This is a genomic window from Martelella mediterranea (assembly GCF_004342225.1).
Classification (GTDB): Bacteria; Pseudomonadota; Alphaproteobacteria; order Rhizobiales; family Rhizobiaceae; genus Martelella; species Martelella mediterranea_B.
Genome location: NZ_SMAR01000002.1, coordinates 198,999 through 214,763 on the forward strand (window position 1 = coordinate 198,999; position 15,765 = coordinate 214,763).

Below are 15,765 nucleotides of genomic sequence, written 5' to 3' on the forward strand. Positions count from 1 at the left end.
CGCCGGAAACCGGTCGGATCTTTTCAGAATCTGAAATGCCTTTACGGGCGGCAGGCGCTTTCAATGCGGCATATCAGGCGCGTGGCCAGCCCGAAACAACGATGCGGAAGACGATGATGGAGCTTTGCCGGGGCGGCGCAGAAAACGGGGGCCCGATGAGACAGCGTTTTCACGTGAAACGCATGGCAAAGCGCGTGCTGACGGCCAGCACCGCGCTTTCCTTTACATGCGCTCACGCTCTGGCCCAGACAAGCGAAAACGTCGCACCTGCGCTTTCCAGCCGGGATGTTGCCGTCCTGTCAGCCTTTTCGGGTATTCTGGCCGCAACGGTGCTCGCAACGCTCTGGTTTGTGCGTCTGCGTGGCCGCTCCGAAGCAGAAAACCGTGCTCTGCGGGAAGAGCGCGACGCAGCCCATGAACGCATTGCCAACCTGAAAGCGCTCAATGCAGAAAAAAATCGCCGGATCATCTTCTGGGAAGGGCCGAAAAGCGCGCCGGAATTCTTAGGGTCGCTTCCCGAAGAGGCGGGGGCACCTGAAGACGATGACGCCTTCCTGAAATTTTCCGAGTGGCTTTCACCTGGCAGCCGCCGCCAGCTTGAAACTGCAGTTACCCGGCTGCGTAAAACAGCAAAAGCCTTTGAAATGCTGGTGGAGACCAGATCCGGCTATGTTCTGGAAGTTCTCGGTTCAACCACCGGCGGCAGGGCACATGTCCGCTTTGGCGCTCTGGAATCCGTTCGCGCGGAGCTGGCCGAGCTGAAGATTGAACACAAGCAGGTCAACGAAACGCTGTCACGCTTCGAACAACTGCTCGATGTGACAGAAATGCCTGCCTGGATCAGAAACGGCGAGGGGCAGCTGGTCTGGGCAAACCGGGCCTATGTAAAGGCTGTCGAGGGTGAAACGGCAGAAGATACGATTTTGCAAAACCGCATGCTTCTGAATACGCCGACACAGGCAAAGCTGGATGCGGCACTGCGTGACAAGAAACGTTTTGACGGGCGCCACCCGGTCGTTATCGATGGCGAACGCACATTTTTCGAGATCAGCGAAGTTCCCTTTGGTGAGGGCTCAGCCGGTATAGCCCGTGATGTTTCAGCGCTTGAAGCTGCGGAAGCGACACTTCGGCAAACCGTTGAAGGTCACGCCGAGACCCTCAATCATCTCAATACTGCTGTCGCCATCTTCGATGCAGACAAGCGGCTGGAATTTTATAACGAGGCGTTTGAAAAACTCTGGAAACTCGATATCGGCTTTCTGGAAAGCAAGCCGGACAACGCAGAAATGTTCGAGCGACTGCGCGCAGACAGCAAGCTTCCCGAGCCCTATCAGTGGAAGGAATGGAAGGACAAAGCGCTCAGCGTCTATCGTTCCGTCGAGCCCTATTCTGATCTCTGGTACCTGCCAAGCGGCGAGACCTTAAGCGTGTTTGCCTCCGCCAACCCGCGCGGCGGCGCGACCTGGGTCTTTGAAAATCATACCGAACAAGTGGCGCTCAAGACGCGCTACAACACACTTGTTAAGGTGCAGGGCGAAACCATCGACCATCTTTCCGAGGGCGTCGCGGTGTTCGGACCGGATGGGCGCCTCAAGCTTGCCAACCCTGCATTCCAGCACCTCTGGCAGATTGATGAGAAAAACGCAGAAGCAGGCACTCACATTCGCGCACTGATGAAACACTGCGAAAAAGATTACGACGGTTCGGATGGCTGGCGTCTTTTTGCCCGCATGATCACCAGCTTCGACGACAAACGCGAATCCCATCAGGGACGGCTGGACCTCCGTTCGGGTCTCGTGCTCGATTATGCCGTAACGCCTTTGCCCAATGCGCAGACGATGCTGACCTTCGTCAACAAAACCGATTCAGTGCATGTGGAACGGGCTCTGACGGACAAGAACGACGCTCTGCGCAAGGCAGAAGAGCTGAAGAACGCTTTCCTCGAGCATGTCAGCCACGAATTACGCACACCGCTGACCAGCATCATGGGCTTTGCCGAACTGCTGAAATCACCGGAAATCGGCCCGCTGACAAAGCGCCAGAGCAATTACGTCGACCATATTGCAAATTCGTCATCGGTGTTGATGACGATCGTCAACGACATGATCGACCTGAAATCGGCAGATGCCGGTATTCTGCAGCTTGATCACGATACGATGTCACTTGATGATCTGATCGATTCCGTTGCCGATGATATTTCGAGCCGCCTGCAGGAAGCCGGAATTACGCTGGAAATCACCGCGCCGCCATCGCTCGGGCAGATCACCGCAGACTTCCAGCGCTTAAAGCAGGTTCTTCTGAAGATCCTTGGTAATGCGATCAAATACGCCCCGCGCAGTTCGGTGATTGCACTCTCATGCTGGCGCGAAAACAGCGATTTCGTGTTCACCGTTACCGACAACGGTCCGGGAATTTCCGAAGAGCAACTCGGCAACGTCTTCTCACGCTTTGAGTCCGGCGAACGTCAGGCACAATATGCCGGTGCAGGGCTGGGGCTGGCCATCGTTGAAAGCTTTGTCAGGCTTCATAATGGTAAAGTCTTTATCGATTCAGAACCAGGCGCCGGCACAACGGTTTCCTGCCGTATTCCCGATGCGACAGAAGAACGCGACGGCCCTGAAATCATCGCGGCGGAATGATGCAGGCGCCTGCAAAACAGCAAAGCCTTTTTCTTGCGAATGAAGACGCCACGATTGCTTTTGCAGCCAAAATCGCGCCGCTTCTTAAATCCGGCGACTGTGTTTTGCTTTCCGGTGATCTGGGCATGGGCAAATCCACCTTTGCCCGCGCCGTCATCCGTGCCCGGCTCGACGATCCGGAGATGGAGGTTCCAAGCCCCACATTCACGCTTGTACAGGTTTATGAGGCAGAAACGCCGGTTTTTCATTTCGACCTCTACCGTCTTGGCGATTCCAGTGAGCTGGTCGAACTCGGACTGGATGAGGCACTGGATGAAGGAATCAGCCTGATAGAGTGGCCGGAGCAGGGCGAAGGTTTCCTTCCATCCAATGCCATCCTGCTGTCTTTTCGTGAAGAAGGCGAAGGCCGCCGGCTGAGCCTTGACGGGCCGCAAGACCGTATCAAAGAGCTTCAGCCAGCGCTGTGAGCGTGGCTTGCGTGGGCCAGAAGCGCCATCTAAACTCACCGCAGTTACACAATCAGGCAGAACGGAATTCACGAAAATGGCAGGGCGTACAAATGCACGGTTCTGGACACTGCCACCTGGAACGCCGTTTCTCACAGCACTTGCCGAAAGCCTGATCAACGGCCATCTGAGCGAAAACTTCCGTTATGACCGGAACAACCCGCTGGCGCTTGCCGATGTGACGATCCTGCTGCCTACGCGGCGCTCCGTACGTGTCCTGCGTGCAGAATTTGCCGCCCTTCTGGGCGGTGAAGCGGCGATCCTGCCGGAAATTCGTGCACTTGGCGAAACCGATGAAGATGAAAGCTTCCTCACAGAAGCACTTTCTGAGACGTCTGAGGCCCTGCCGCCAATCGAACCGGTTCCGCGCCTGCTGGAACTTGCCGGATTGATCCTGCCGTGGCGCAACCGCCTTTCAGACGAGCTTTCCGCCGTCCATGACGGTGCAGCACTGGTGGCACCGGCAAGCCCGGCTGATGCCGTTTGGCTTGCGCGTGACCTTGCCGAACTGATCGACGCGATGGAGACCGAAAAGACAGACTGGAACCGGCTTTCTGAACTGGAACAGGAAAATTACGCGATCTGGTGGCAGCTTACGGCCGAATTTTTGAAGATTGCCGCGCTCTACTGGCCCGGTCGGCTGGAAGAGCTCGGACGTTCCTCGGCTGTTGCCCATCGCAATGGTTTGCTGGCGGCAGAGGCACAACGGCTTAAAGCCCGCAGCGGCGGGAAGCCAATCATCATTGCCGGTTCCACCGGTTCCGTTCCTGCGATTGCCGATCTGATCGCCACTGTCGCACAGCTTCCGGAAGGCGTCATCGTTCTGCCCGGACTGGATCAGTCGATGGCAGATGATGACTGGCAGGGTTTAACCGCTCCGGATGCCGACCGGTCGATGCCCGATCCTTCCAGCCGCAGCCATCCGCAATATGAAATGGCGTGCCTGATCAGGCGGCTTGGACTTTCCCGCGAAGATTTCGAGACTTTAAAACCGGCACCGGCGTCCATGGCAATCCGCGAGCAGGTTCTCGCTGCAGCTTTCGCAACCGCGGAGGCCACAGACCGCTGGGAAAGCTGGCGTGAACAATTCTCGCCCGGAGACCTGGAAGCCGGGTTTGCGAAGACCGCTCTGATTGAGGCAGCCAATGAGCGGCAGGAAGCCGTTGCCATTACCACAGCGCTTCGCCTCGCACTTGAAAAGCCAGCGGATGACGGGCGGCCCGCCCGCGCTGCACTGATTACGCCGGATCGCGACCTCGCCCGCAGGGTAACAGCGGAACTCAGGCGATTTTCAATTGAGGCTGATGATTCCGCAGGCACGCCACTGGCTGCCACAGGACAGGGGACGCTTTTGACGCTGATGCTGGAAACGGTGCTGAAACCAGGCGAACCCGGAACGCTGGCGGCACTGCTCAAGCATCCTCTGGCGCGTTTTGGACTTTCCGCCAGACGAATGCGGGCTGCAGCCGCCGCTTTCGAACTGATTGCACTGCGTGGCGGCACAAAGCCGGTCGAGCCCGGCGCGCTTTCTGGGTTTGTTTCTGATGCTCTGGAACGGCAAAAAAATGATCGCCACCCACCGCGCTGGCGCATCGCTTTGCCAAAAGATGCCGCTGAATCCGCGCTTGATCTGGCGGCCAGGATTGATGCTGCGCTTTCGCCATTAACCGAAACACTGGTGCCACGCGGCCCCGACCAACCCGCGATTACAGAATTCATTCTGCTCTCTGACTGGGCGGCGCGCACAGGCAAGGCACTGGAAAGCGTCGCAGCGGATGAAACCGGCGACCTTTCGGCGCTTTGGAGCGGAGAAGCCGGTGAGCGGCTTGCCAATGTGCTGGCAGAGACCATCGGCTCTACGAGCCCGATTGAAGCGGATGGACCGCAGTGGATTGATATCATTGCTGCCCTGTCAGCCTCTGAAGCTGTCAAACCACGCTCCATGGGAAACCCGCGCGTTTTTATCTTCGGTGCGGTGGAAGCAAGGCTTCAGGATGCCGACACGATTGTTATCGGTGGTATGAATGAAGGGGTCTGGCCGACGCAGCCGAAGAATAACCCTTTTCTGTCACGCGGTATGAAGGCAGAGATTGGACTGGAGCCGCCGGAAAAACGCACCGGTCAGCTGGCACATGATCTCTGGATGGCGGCAGGCTCGCCGAACCTGATCTTTTCACGCGCGCTGAGACAGGGATCGGCACCAACGGTTGCCAGCCGCTGGCTACAAAGACTGACAGCCTTTGGTGGTGACCGGCTGAGCCGGGATCTCAAAGCCCGTGGCGAACCTTATCTGCGGTGGGCGGCTCAACTGGATGAAGCAGAAAAGCAGCCCATTCCAGGCAGACCGGAGCCTTATCCGCCTGCAGACCTTCAGCCGGAGCGCTATTCCTTTTCCGAAATCGGCCGACTCAGACGCGATCCATACGCCATCTATGCCCAGAAAATTCTGAAGCTGGATCCTCTGGAACCGTTTAATGCTGATCCCGGCATGAAGGAACGCGGCATTCTCTACCACGCACTGGCCGAAAAATTCGTCAATTCCGGCGCTGACCCGGAAACGGATGAGGGCAGACAGGCGATGGAAGATATTCTGAGTGCATTGCTTCTGGAGGCCGAGTTGCCGCCGCATCTTGCGTTAAGCTGGGTGCCGCGCCTGCGTTCGGTGGCCGAGGAATTTCTGAAATTTGAAGCCAGTCGCCGGACCAGTGTCGCGATAGACAAAACGCTGACAGAAGCAGGTGCGGGCTTTGATATTCCGCTTGCCGGTGTGCGCCTGACCGGCATTGCAGACCGGATCGATATTCTGGACAACGGGCGGGCTGAAATCATTGATTACAAAACCGGCTCATCGCCTTCTGTCAACATCGCCCGCACGCTGATTGATCCGCAGTTGCCACTGGAAGCCGCAGCCCTTGCTGCCGGAGCGTTCAAGGGTGTCCCGGCGATGGAAACACGCAGCCTCCAATATGTGCGCCTTCGGCCCGGAAAACGTTTCGGCCGGGAGATGCTGGAAAAAGCTGCCACAAAAAGTGAACCTGAAATCACGGCTGACGGACTGGCAACCGACGCACTGCGCGAATTCACCAAATTTGTGATCGCGCTCAAAAACGGGCAGAGACCGTTTGCTTCAAGGATCATCCCGGTGAGCGAACGCGATTATGGCGGTGAGTATGACCATCTGGCGCGCGTCGCCGAATGGGCAACAGCTGAAGACGATGGCGAAGGTGGCGATGACACTTGAAAAGGAGACAAGCCCGGCACCGGATGCCAGTGCGGAAGAATGGCTGTCCTGGACCACAGGACGACAACGTATCGCCTCCGATCCGGCCCGCACCGTCTGGGTTTCGGCCAATGCCGGCTCCGGCAAGACGCATGTTCTGACCCAGCGGGTGATCCGCCTGCTTCTCTCCGGTGCACGGCCATCGGCCATTTTGTGCCTGACATATACCAAGGCCGCAGCCTCAGAAATGTCGAACCGCGTTTTCAAGCGACTGGCAGAATGGGCGGTTCTGCCGCAGGCTGAGCTTTCCGCAGAGATTGCCGCAATTGAGGGCGGCGAGCCGGATGCGCTGAAAATCGCCATGGCCCGGCGACTGTTCGCACATGCGCTGGAAACGCCCGGCGGTCTGAAAATCCAGACGATTCACGCCTTCTGTGAATCTCTGCTGCACCGCTTTCCGCTTGAGGCCAATGTTGCCGGTCATTTCTCGGTTCTTGACGATACGGCGGCGGCAACGCTTCTGGCCGACGCGCGCCGCCAGCTTTTTCTGGCAACGGCCAGCCGCGAGGATCGGGCACTTTCTGTCGCATTCCAGACCGTTTTAGATATTGCCGATGACAGCGGGCTTGAGAAGCTGCTGAGCGAGATCATTTATGCCCGTCATGCCATTCGGCCGTTTCTGGAAGATGCGCGACGCAATGGCGGCATTGAAGCAAGGCTTAAGCAGGCTTATGAATTTGACACTTCAGATAGCGAAGAAACCATTGCCGCCAAGGCCTGGCCCCTTCCCGAACTATCAGGCGGGGATGTATCTCTTCTCATCGATATCGCCCGGCAGGATGGCGGAAAGCGTTCAGGAGAATTTGCTGACAGGCTGCAGGAGGCGGCAGAGTCCAAAGAAACTTCCGATCGGTTTTCAGCACTTCAGTCCGCCTTTCTTACAAGTCAGGGCGCACCAAAAGCCGAGCGAACGCTGATTTTCAGATCCCTGAAGTCAGGCGCGCCGCAGCTGATAGACCCGGTCATGAATGCTGCTGTTCATATCGCAGAAATCCGCGACCGGATCACCCGATACGAAATCTTCCTGAAGACGCTTTCGGCTCTTACCCTGGCTGACAGACTGGATACCCGGTATGAGGAACTGAAAAAGCGGCGCGGCAAGCTGGATTTTGAAGACCTGATTGCCCGCACAGCTGCACTGCTGACACGCGCAGATTCGAGCGAGTGGATCCACTACAAGCTTGATCAGGGGATCGACCACATTCTGGTGGACGAAGCGCAGGACACGGCTCCTTTGCAATGGGATGTCGTGCGGGCGCTCAGTGAAGACTTCTTTTCCGGCGCCGGTGCGCGACCGGGCCTTCGCACGATGTTCGCTGTTGGCGATGAGAAACAATCGATCTACTCGTTTCAGGGAGCGCGGCCGGAGCGGTTTGCCGAGGAAGGCCGGGTTATGGCCTCCCGCGTTGCCGGAATTGACGCGGAGTTTTCGCGGATCGGCCTGCCGCTGTCATTCCGTTCCACTGCATCCGTGCTTTCAGCTGTCGATCAGGTTTTCGCGCTTCCTGAAAATCGCAAGGGCCTTTCTGCCGATGGTGACGAGCCTGTCCATATTTCCAACCGGATCGGCCATCCGGGTCAGGTGGAAGCATGGGAAATGGTCATCCCCGCTGAGACCGAGGACACCGAGGACTGGACTGCACCGTTTGACGCAACGCCGGAATCGGCCCCCTCGGCCATTCTGGCGCGCCGTATTGCCCGGCGCATTGCAGAAATGATCGGTCATGAAACGCTGATAGAAGACGGAAAAGAGCGGGCAATCAGAGCCGGTGACATACTGGTTCTGGTCAGGAAACGTGATGCCTTCGTCAATGCTCTGACTCGTGCCCTGAAAGCCCCGCATGATGTTCCGGTTGCTGGTGCCGACCGGCTGAGGCTCGCCGACCATATTGCAGTCAAAGACCTGATTGCGCTTGGCCGTTTTGCGGTCTTGCCGGAAGACGATCTTTCCCTTGCAGCGATTTTGAAGAGCCCGCTTTTTCAGTTTAGCGAAGATGACCTGTTTGCCGTCGCTGCCCGCCGCAAGCCGGGCGAACACGTTTGGTCGGCACTGCGCCGGCTGGCAAAGGCCGGTGATGAGGCCTTCGCCAGCGCTGAAGAAAAGCTGGAACGGGTGATCAACGCTGCCCGCCGCCGCACGGCCTTTGATTTTTTTGCCGGCATTCTGGCGCGTGAGGGTGGCAGACGAGTCTTTCTCTCAAGGCTTGGCAGCGAGGCCAGCGATATCCTCGATGAATTCCTCAATGCCGCCAAAGCGCATGAGGATACCGGATTGCCGGGGCTGCAAAGCTTTCTCGACGTTTTGGAAGAGGGCGGGCTTGAGATTAAACGCGAACAGGACAAGGGGCGCAACGAAGTTCGGATCATGACGGTGCATGCCTCTAAAGGTCTGGAAGCCCCTGTGGTCTTTCTCGTTGATAGTGGCGGCAAGCCTTTTGATACCCGCAATCTTTCCGGTTTTCGCACCATACCCGGAAAAGGGCCGCTTCCGGTGCCCCTCTGGCACGGTTCTAAATCGGGCGCAGACCGGATGGTCATCGACGATATCGAAAGGCGCGAATCCGAAGCGAAAGAAGAATATCGCAGGCTGTTATACGTGGCGATGACGCGCGCCGCGGACCGGCTGATCGTGACAGGATATCGCGGCAAGAGAGATGTTGAAGACTGCTGGCATCATCTTGTCTGGAATGCACTGGCCTCCGATGACAAGGCGCGTTGTCAGGAGACAACGGTTCAGGGCGATGACAACAGCGAATGGGCCGGACTTTTATGGCAGGAGCATATTCCGCCGCGCCGCTTTGAAAAAGCGGAACAGGAAGCGCGGGCAGTTTCTGAAAAGCCCGTTCTGCCAGACGCTCTGACAAAGCCGTTTAAGGAAGCAGAGCGACCGAAACCACCATTGAGCCCATCAAAGGCCGGGCTTGAGGTTGATGATCTGGCGCCAATGACCGTGTCGCCGCTATTTTCCGAGCGCTCGGTTAATTTGGCGCTTGAGCGCGGCCGTCTGGTGCACCGGCTGCTGCAACTCCTGCCAGGCGTTGACGCTGAGGGCCGCGCGGATGCGTGTCGCCGCTATCTGACGCGGGCAGGCCACCATCTGCCTGAAAGCGAACAGAACCGGTTGTTCGACAGCGTTATGGCGGTGTTGAACGATAAAAACCTGGCACCGGCCTTTTCTCTTTCCAGTCGAGCCGAGGTATCGATTTCGGGAACGCTCAATCTTGCCGGAAACCAGTATTCGGTTTCCGGACGGCTGGATCGGCTGGCTGTGCTTGAAGACACCGTGCTTCTGGTCGACTTCAAGACCAACGGTAATCCTCCGGAGGAAGCCGCCGGAATTCCATCCGATCATGCAGCCCAGATGGCCGTTTATCGGGAAATCCTTCAGCCGCTTTATCCGGATAAGACGGTTCTTTGCATGCTGGTCTACACGGAAAGTGCAACAGCTCTGACGCTTTCGGCCGATCAGCTTGCGGCGGCTTTGGGTGCGCTTTCGACAAAGTAGCGCCTCTGCCATTGATTTTTGTGTCAGACATGCTCACATGAAGGCCAATTATTTGACGTTCGAAGAAAGGGCTGAGCCTTTTGTCTTCGACCTTGCCAAGGAGCGCATTATGACGACTGTTAAAGTCACCACTGCCAACTTCAAGCAGGAAGTTCTGGAATCGGAAACACCTGTCGTCGTCGATTTTTGGGCAGAATGGTGCGGCCCGTGCCGTATGATCGGACCGAGCCTGGAAGAGATTGCTGACGAAATGGACGGCAAGATCAAGATCGCCAAGGTCAATGTCGACGATAACCCGGATCTTGCTGTTCAGTACGGTGTTCGATCAATCCCGATGCTGGCCATGTTCAAGGGCGGCGAAGTGGCTGATGTGAAGGTTGGCGCCTCACCGAAGTCTGCGCTTTCAAGCTGGATTTCCGGCGTTGCTGGCTGAGTTTTAAAATCAGCTGTTCTTTCAGAAAGCCTGTGCTCGATGAGTGCAGGCTTTTTATTTGTCTTATTGGGAACCCAAACGCCTGTTAATCGTTAGGGTCCAAATCCTGAAAAACCGCTCTGAACTGGACACCTGATGAACTTTCGCCTGACACCGTCTTTGATGCCGCGACCGCTTCTTGGCGCTGCACTGTTCACCGCTGCACTGTTCACCGCTGCCCTTTCCACTCTGTCGCCTTTCACAACGCCGGCCCATGCGCAGGACTTCAAACCCGAACTTGGCGAGGCGCAGCCGTTTTCGTTCGATATTCTGGCCGAAAAGGCCGAGAAGATGGCCGCTGAACCTTTCAAGCCTTATCCGGTGAAGAACCCCGAGCTTTTTGACAAGATCGACTATGATGCTCACTGGAAGATCGTGTTCCGCAAAGATCATACGGTTGATGTGGGACCTGAGGCCCCGGTTCAGTTTTTCCATCAGGGCAAATACTTCAAAGAGCCGGTGACCATCAATCTGGTGAAAGATGGTGAATCCCGGGAGGTTCTCTACACCCCCGATTATTTCGACATGCCGGAAGACAGCCCCGCAAAGGCTGTTGAAGATCAGGCTGGCTTTGCCGGCTTTCGGGTGATGCGGCCGGATATTAAAACCGACTGGATCTCATTTCTGGGGGCCAGCTATTTCAGGACCGATGGCCCGGACCGCCAATATGGACTTTCCGCCCGTGCGCTTGCGCTAAACACCGGCATGTCCGAACCGGAAGAGTTTCCACGCTTCACATCGTTCTATCTACAGCAGGGTGAAATGCCCGGCGAAAACATCGTGATCTACGCATTGCTTGATAGTCCGAGCGTCGCTGGGGCGTATCGTATCGAAGCCGAGAACGAGGATGGCAAGGGCCAGGTTCTGAATATCAAGAGCCGGCTGTTCTTCCGCGACAGCGTTGAGCGGCTTGGGATTGCACCGCTGACATCAATGTACTGGTACTCCGAAAAGCATCGAAACGCCGCCTTTGACTGGCGGCCGGAAGTACATGACTCCGACGGCCTTCAGATTCTGACCGGCAGTGGCGAACAGATCTGGAGACCGCTCAACAATCCAAACCGGGTGGTCACCTCAAGCTTTTATGATGAAAACCCACGCGGATTTGGCCTGATCCAGCGGGACCGAAAGTTCGACCACTATCAGGATGATGGCGTGTTTTATAACAAGCGCCCGTCAGCCTGGATCGAACCGGAAGGCGACTGGGGCAAGGGGGCCGTTCAGCTCGTCGAGCTGCCGACGGACGATGAGATCTACGACAATATCGTCGCCTACTGGATGCCGGAAGACCTGCCGGAAGCCGGTGATGAACGCGACTTTTCCTACAGGCTCTACTGGGCCGAAACTGCACCGGAAACAGCTGCGCTGGCGCACACGACGGCCAGCCGTGTTGGCCGGGGCGGCGTGCCGGGGCAACCGCGCCCGAGTGATCAGGTGAAGGTTGTCGTGGACTTCTCCGGCAGCGCTGTGAAAGGCCTGACAACAGACGATGGCGTCAAGCCGGAAGTTTCAGTCGGCAATGGCGCAGAACTTATCAATGCCTATGCCATGCCGATTGTCGGAACGGATGACTGGCGCCTGAGCTTCGACCTCAAATTCGATGACACAATCGATACCTCTGAGGTCAGAGCCTACCTCGTCAAAGACGGCGCCCCCCTGACCGAGACCTGGCTCAGCCAGTTTCATCATCAGCAGTATGAAGAAGAGTGACCTGACAAAAAATGAGGGCGGGAATTTCCCGCCCTTTGTCGAACCCTGACAATGGAACCACCGCACATCATGCCGGTGGTGTGCCGTTTTCAGCCAGTGCATTGCCCGCAAAATAGAGCGAACCGCCAATCAGTATACGTGGTGGCGGCTGATTTGGATCAGCCCGGTCATAAATCGCCTCCAGCGCTTCACCGATGGACGACACCGGCTCTGCAGCAAGACCAGCATCAGCCGCAGATGACGCCAGCGCAACGGGATCAATAAAGGCATCGGTACCTTTGATCGGCGCGCAGTAAACATAGTGCGCAAGACCTGCAAAATGCTCAAAGAAACCGAAGGGATCTTTGGTATTGATCATGCCGATGATCAGATAGAGCGGGCGCGGCTCCTTTTCCTCAAAACTTGCCAGAGCTTCAGCGATCACTTCACCAGCTCCGGGATTATGCCCGCCATCGAGCCAAAGCTCTGAACCCTGAGGTGCGGCATCAACGAGAACACCCTCATAAAGCCGCTGAAGCCGTGCCGGCCAGAAAACCGACTGCATAGCCCGTTCGACCGCCATATCTTCCAGCACGAAACCTGCAGCCTTCACAGCGGCAATGGCTGCCGCGGCATTTGCATGCTGGTGCCGGCCCGGCAGAAGCGGCAGGGGCAGATCCATCAGCCCGTCGCCGTCCTGATAGACCAGCCGGCCATGTTCTTCGTGTGCGGTAAAATCCTGCCCGTAAATGTGCAGCGGACAGCCAAGCCTGTCGGCGGTCGCGATCAGAACCTCTTCCGCGGCTTCAAATTCCTGATGCCCGATCACAACAGGACTGCCCGGTTTCATGATCCCGGCCTTTTCCGCCGCGATCAGCTCTACACGATCGCCGAGATACGCCTGATGATCCAGCGAGATCGGCATGATCACGGAAACCGCCGGATTGTCGATCACATTCGTGGCATCATAGCGACCGCCCAGCCCGACTTCGAGGATCACGACATCCGCCGGAATATCTGCAAACAGCACGAAGGTGGCTGCGGTCAGAAGCTCAAAAACAGTGGCCTTTGCACCGTCATTGACAGCTTCCACCCGCCGAAGCGTCTCAGCCAGCAGCGTATCGTCAACATAGCCGCTCGTACCGCCGGGACCTCCGATGCGAAACCGCTCATGCCAGCGCACCAGATGCGGCGATGAATGAACATGAACCGAAAGCCCGGAGGCTTCCAGCAAAGCACGACAGAATGCGCTCGTCGAACCCTTGCCATTGGTTCCGGCAATGTGAATGACCGGTGGCAGGCTCTTGTGCGGATTGCCGAATTTCTCCAGAAGTATGCGGATACGATCGAGCGAAAGATCGAAGCCTTTTGGATGCAATTGCATCAGGTGCTCGATCACCTGCTCGGCTGCGCCGAAGGATTGATTGTCCATAATAGGCCCGCTTTCTGATGCGCGGTTTCAATTTGTCTGCGCACCGGCAGTTTTCCAGGCCGGTGCGGTTACGAGGCCCAAAAAGCCTGTCAGTTCTGTCCCGCTTCGTCCGCGGCTTCTGTGTCATCCGCATCATCATGATCGGCTTCTTCGCCATGCGGCGGTTCCAGCATGGCGCTGGCAGGAGCAGCCGGTGCGCCGGTCATGATTTTCAGGAGACGAGAAAGCGTGCCGGGGATCTCGTGGCGATCAACGACCATATCAACCATGCCGTGATCCAGCAGGTATTCAGCCGTCTGAAAACCTTCCGGCAATTGCTCGCGGATGGTCTGTTCAATCACGCGGCGACCGGCAAAGCCGATCTCGGCGCCCGGCTCGGCAATCTGGATATCGCCAAGCATCGCATAAGAAGCGGAAACACCACCGGTCGTCGGGTTGGTCAAAACCACGATATAGGGCAGGCCTGCTTCGCGCATCATCTCGACCATAACCGTCACACGCGGCATCTGCATGAGGGACAAAATGCCTTCCTGCATGCGCGCTCCACCGGAAGCCGGGAATATCACCAGAGGGCTATTTTCTTTCAGTGCCCGTTCGAACGCCTGAATGATCGCCTCACCGGCTGCCATGCCAAGCGAACCGCCGAGAAACTTGAACTCGTGGACAACCGCGACCAGCTTCAGCCCGTCAAGCGTACCAACACCGGCTATGATTGTATCTTCCTGATCGGCCTTGGCGCGGTTTTCCTTGAGCCGGTCAGCATATTTTTTGGAATCCCGGAATTTCAGCGGGTCCTGCGCCACCTTCGGCTGTGGCAGCTCTTCGAACGCACCATCATCAAACAGGTCTTTCAATCGCGCACGCGCCGGCATTTTCATGTGAAAGCCGGATGACGGGATCACCCACTTGTTTTCTTCCAGATCGGTGTGAAACACCATTGCACCGGTTTCCGGGCATTTGATCCACAAATTCTCGGGAACCTCACGGCGGCCAAACATGGAATTGATCCGCGGCCGCACATAGTTCGTAATCCAGTTCACCAGATGAACCTCCTGAGTAATATTGCCTTGCCGTTTGCCAGATTTACTCGGCTGCCGCAAGGCGGGCGCTGCGAACGCCGCTGGAAAGGCCCTTCACAAAGGTCGAAACGGCATCAACCGTGTCCTTGGTGGCCTGATTATCCTGATCCAGACTGCCCGCAATCTGATTGACGACGGCTGTGCCGACAACAACGCCATCGGCAGCAGCGCCAATGAGGCGGGCATGTTCTGCGGTTTTCACACCAAAGCCAACGCAAACGGGAAGGTCTGTATGCGCCTTGATGCGCGAAACGGCGGCACCAACCTTTGAAGGATCCGGAAGCGCCGAGCCGGTTACGCCGGTCATTGAGACATAATAGACAAAGCCGGATGTGTTATTGAGAACGGTCGGCAGGCGCTTTTCATCCGTTGTCGGTGTGGCAAGCCGGATAAAGTTCAAGCCCTTTGCCAGTGCCGGTATGCACAGTTCCGTATCCATTTCCGGCGGCAGATCAACGATGATCAGCCCGTCAATCCCGGCATCAAGTGCATCCTGAATAAAGGCATCGACGCCGTGGATGTAGATCGGGTTATAGTAGCCCATCATCACGATCGGCGTATCGGCATCTTCCTTTCGGAATTCACGGGCCAGTTCCAGTGTCCTGTTCAATGTTTGCCCGGCTTTCAGCGCGCGTAAACCTGCCATCTGGATGGCAGGGCCATCTGCCATCGGATCGGAAAACGGCATGCCCAGCTCGATCACATCGGCACCCGCCTTTGGCAAAGCCTTCATGATTTCCAGTGAGGTTTCAAAATCAGGGTCGCCGCCCATGAAATAGGTGATCAGCGCCGGCCGCCCCTCGGCCTTCAGATCAGAAAAGCGTTTTTCCATACGTTCGGTCATCGTCTTACTCCGTGGCGTCCCGCGATCATTACTGTTCGTCTTCTTCCGACCATGCGGTAATGGCCCTGACCAGAGACTTGTGCACCGACTTCATATTCAGAAGCATACTGTCGAGTTCAGCTTCCGGTCGACCGCCTTCTGAAAGGATGGAGAGGGCGGAGAGCATCTCGATATTGAAGAGGTTTTGATGCGCCAATGCCTCCACAACAGCGTGGCGCAGATCCGGTGTTTCTGCATTTTCTTCTTCGATAATATCGAACAGCGCTTCGGCAAGTTCCGACATATCCTCAATGGTCGCCGCGCGGGCCTCGTTCATGGA

General features: G+C 56.9%; 10 protein-coding genes. 6 read left to right on the forward strand and 4 right to left on the reverse strand.

Features of this window, described 5'->3' with window-relative positions; genetic code table 11:
- Positions 1-155 precede the first annotated feature (155 nt).
- From EDC90_RS02420 to EDC90_RS02445, 6 genes are all read left to right on the forward strand, one after another.
- Positions 156-2,639 (forward strand): PAS domain-containing sensor histidine kinase, encoded by a 2,484-nt coding sequence (locus EDC90_RS02420; RefSeq protein ID WP_132308172.1) that lies wholly within the window; start codon positions 156-158, stop codon positions 2,637-2,639.
- A complete protein-coding gene (gene tsaE, locus EDC90_RS02425; RefSeq protein WP_245510897.1) occupies positions 2,636-3,106 on the forward strand; it encodes a tRNA (adenosine(37)-N6)-threonylcarbamoyltransferase complex ATPase subunit type 1 TsaE in 471 nt (156 codons plus the stop codon). The genes EDC90_RS02420 and tsaE overlap by 4 nt, the downstream gene beginning before the upstream one ends.
- A gap of 76 nt (positions 3,107-3,182) precedes the next feature.
- Positions 3,183-6,386, forward strand: coding sequence for a double-strand break repair protein AddB (addB, locus tag EDC90_RS02430; protein WP_132308176.1), 3,204 nt, complete (start codon positions 3,183-3,185; stop codon positions 6,384-6,386).
- Positions 6,376-9,930 carry a double-strand break repair helicase AddA gene (addA, locus tag EDC90_RS02435; RefSeq protein WP_132308334.1) on the forward strand — a complete coding sequence of 1,185 codons (3,555 nt, stop codon included), beginning with the start codon at positions 6,376-6,378 and terminating at the stop codon, positions 9,928-9,930. Before addB ends, addA begins: the two co-directional genes overlap by 11 nt.
- A 109-nt stretch (positions 9,931-10,039) precedes the next feature.
- Positions 10,040-10,363 (forward strand): thioredoxin, encoded by a 324-nt coding sequence (trxA, locus tag EDC90_RS02440; protein WP_132308178.1) that lies wholly within the window; start codon positions 10,040-10,042, stop codon positions 10,361-10,363.
- Between the two features lie 135 nt (positions 10,364-10,498).
- Positions 10,499-12,112, forward strand: a complete 1,614-nt coding sequence (locus EDC90_RS02445; protein ID WP_207903830.1) for a glucan biosynthesis protein — start codon at positions 10,499-10,501, stop codon at positions 12,110-12,112.
- Positions 12,113-12,179: 67 nt separating this feature from the next.
- Here the strand turns inward: EDC90_RS02445 and EDC90_RS02450 are convergent, their stop codons facing one another.
- The 4 genes from EDC90_RS02450 to EDC90_RS02465 all read right to left on the reverse strand — a co-directional run bounded on the left by EDC90_RS02450 (position 12,180) and on the right by EDC90_RS02465 (position 15,762).
- Positions 12,180-13,523 (reverse strand): bifunctional folylpolyglutamate synthase/dihydrofolate synthase, encoded by a 1,344-nt coding sequence (locus tag EDC90_RS02450; protein ID WP_132308180.1) that lies wholly within the window; start codon positions 13,521-13,523, stop codon positions 12,180-12,182.
- 89 nt (positions 13,524-13,612) lie between these two features.
- Positions 13,613-14,563 carry an acetyl-CoA carboxylase, carboxyltransferase subunit beta gene (accD, locus tag EDC90_RS02455; RefSeq protein ID WP_132308182.1) on the reverse strand — a complete coding sequence of 317 codons (951 nt, stop codon included), beginning with the start codon at positions 14,561-14,563 and terminating at the stop codon, positions 13,613-13,615.
- Between the two features lie 43 nt (positions 14,564-14,606).
- Positions 14,607-15,446: a tryptophan synthase subunit alpha gene (gene trpA / locus EDC90_RS02460; RefSeq protein ID WP_132308184.1), complete on the reverse strand. Its 840-nt coding sequence runs from the start codon at positions 15,444-15,446 to the stop codon at positions 14,607-14,609.
- Positions 15,447-15,474: 28 nt separating this feature from the next.
- Positions 15,475-15,762, reverse strand: coding sequence for a hypothetical protein (locus tag EDC90_RS02465; protein ID WP_132308186.1), 288 nt, complete (start codon positions 15,760-15,762; stop codon positions 15,475-15,477).
- Between the last annotated feature and the right edge of the window lie 3 nt (positions 15,763-15,765).

What these genes read in the sequence shown, in the direction of transcription:
- EDC90_RS02420 (WP_132308172.1), top strand. Translation starts at nt 156, where the DNA reads ATGAGACAGCGTTTTCACGTGAAACGCATGGCAAAGCGCGTGCTGACG.
- tsaE (WP_245510897.1), top strand. Translation starts at nt 2,636, where the DNA reads ATGATGCAGGCGCCTGCAAAACAGCAAAGCCTTTTTCTTGCGAATGAA.
- addB (WP_132308176.1), top strand. Translation starts at nt 3,183, where the DNA reads ATGGCAGGGCGTACAAATGCACGGTTCTGGACACTGCCACCTGGAACG.
- addA (WP_132308334.1), top strand. Translation starts at nt 6,376, where the DNA reads ATGACACTTGAAAAGGAGACAAGCCCGGCACCGGATGCCAGTGCGGAA.
- trxA (WP_132308178.1), top strand. Translation starts at nt 10,040, where the DNA reads ATGACGACTGTTAAAGTCACCACTGCCAACTTCAAGCAGGAAGTTCTG.
- EDC90_RS02445 (WP_207903830.1), top strand. Translation starts at nt 10,499, where the DNA reads ATGAACTTTCGCCTGACACCGTCTTTGATGCCGCGACCGCTTCTTGGC.
- EDC90_RS02450 (WP_132308180.1), bottom strand. Translation starts at nt 13,523, where the DNA reads ATGGACAATCAATCCTTCGGCGCAGCCGAGCAGGTGATCGAGCACCTG.
- trpA (WP_132308184.1), bottom strand. Translation starts at nt 15,446, where the DNA reads ATGACCGAACGTATGGAAAAACGCTTTTCTGATCTGAAGGCCGAGGGG.
- EDC90_RS02465 (WP_132308186.1), bottom strand. Translation starts at nt 15,762, where the DNA reads ATGAACGAGGCCCGCGCGGCGACCATTGAGGATATGTCGGAACTTGCC.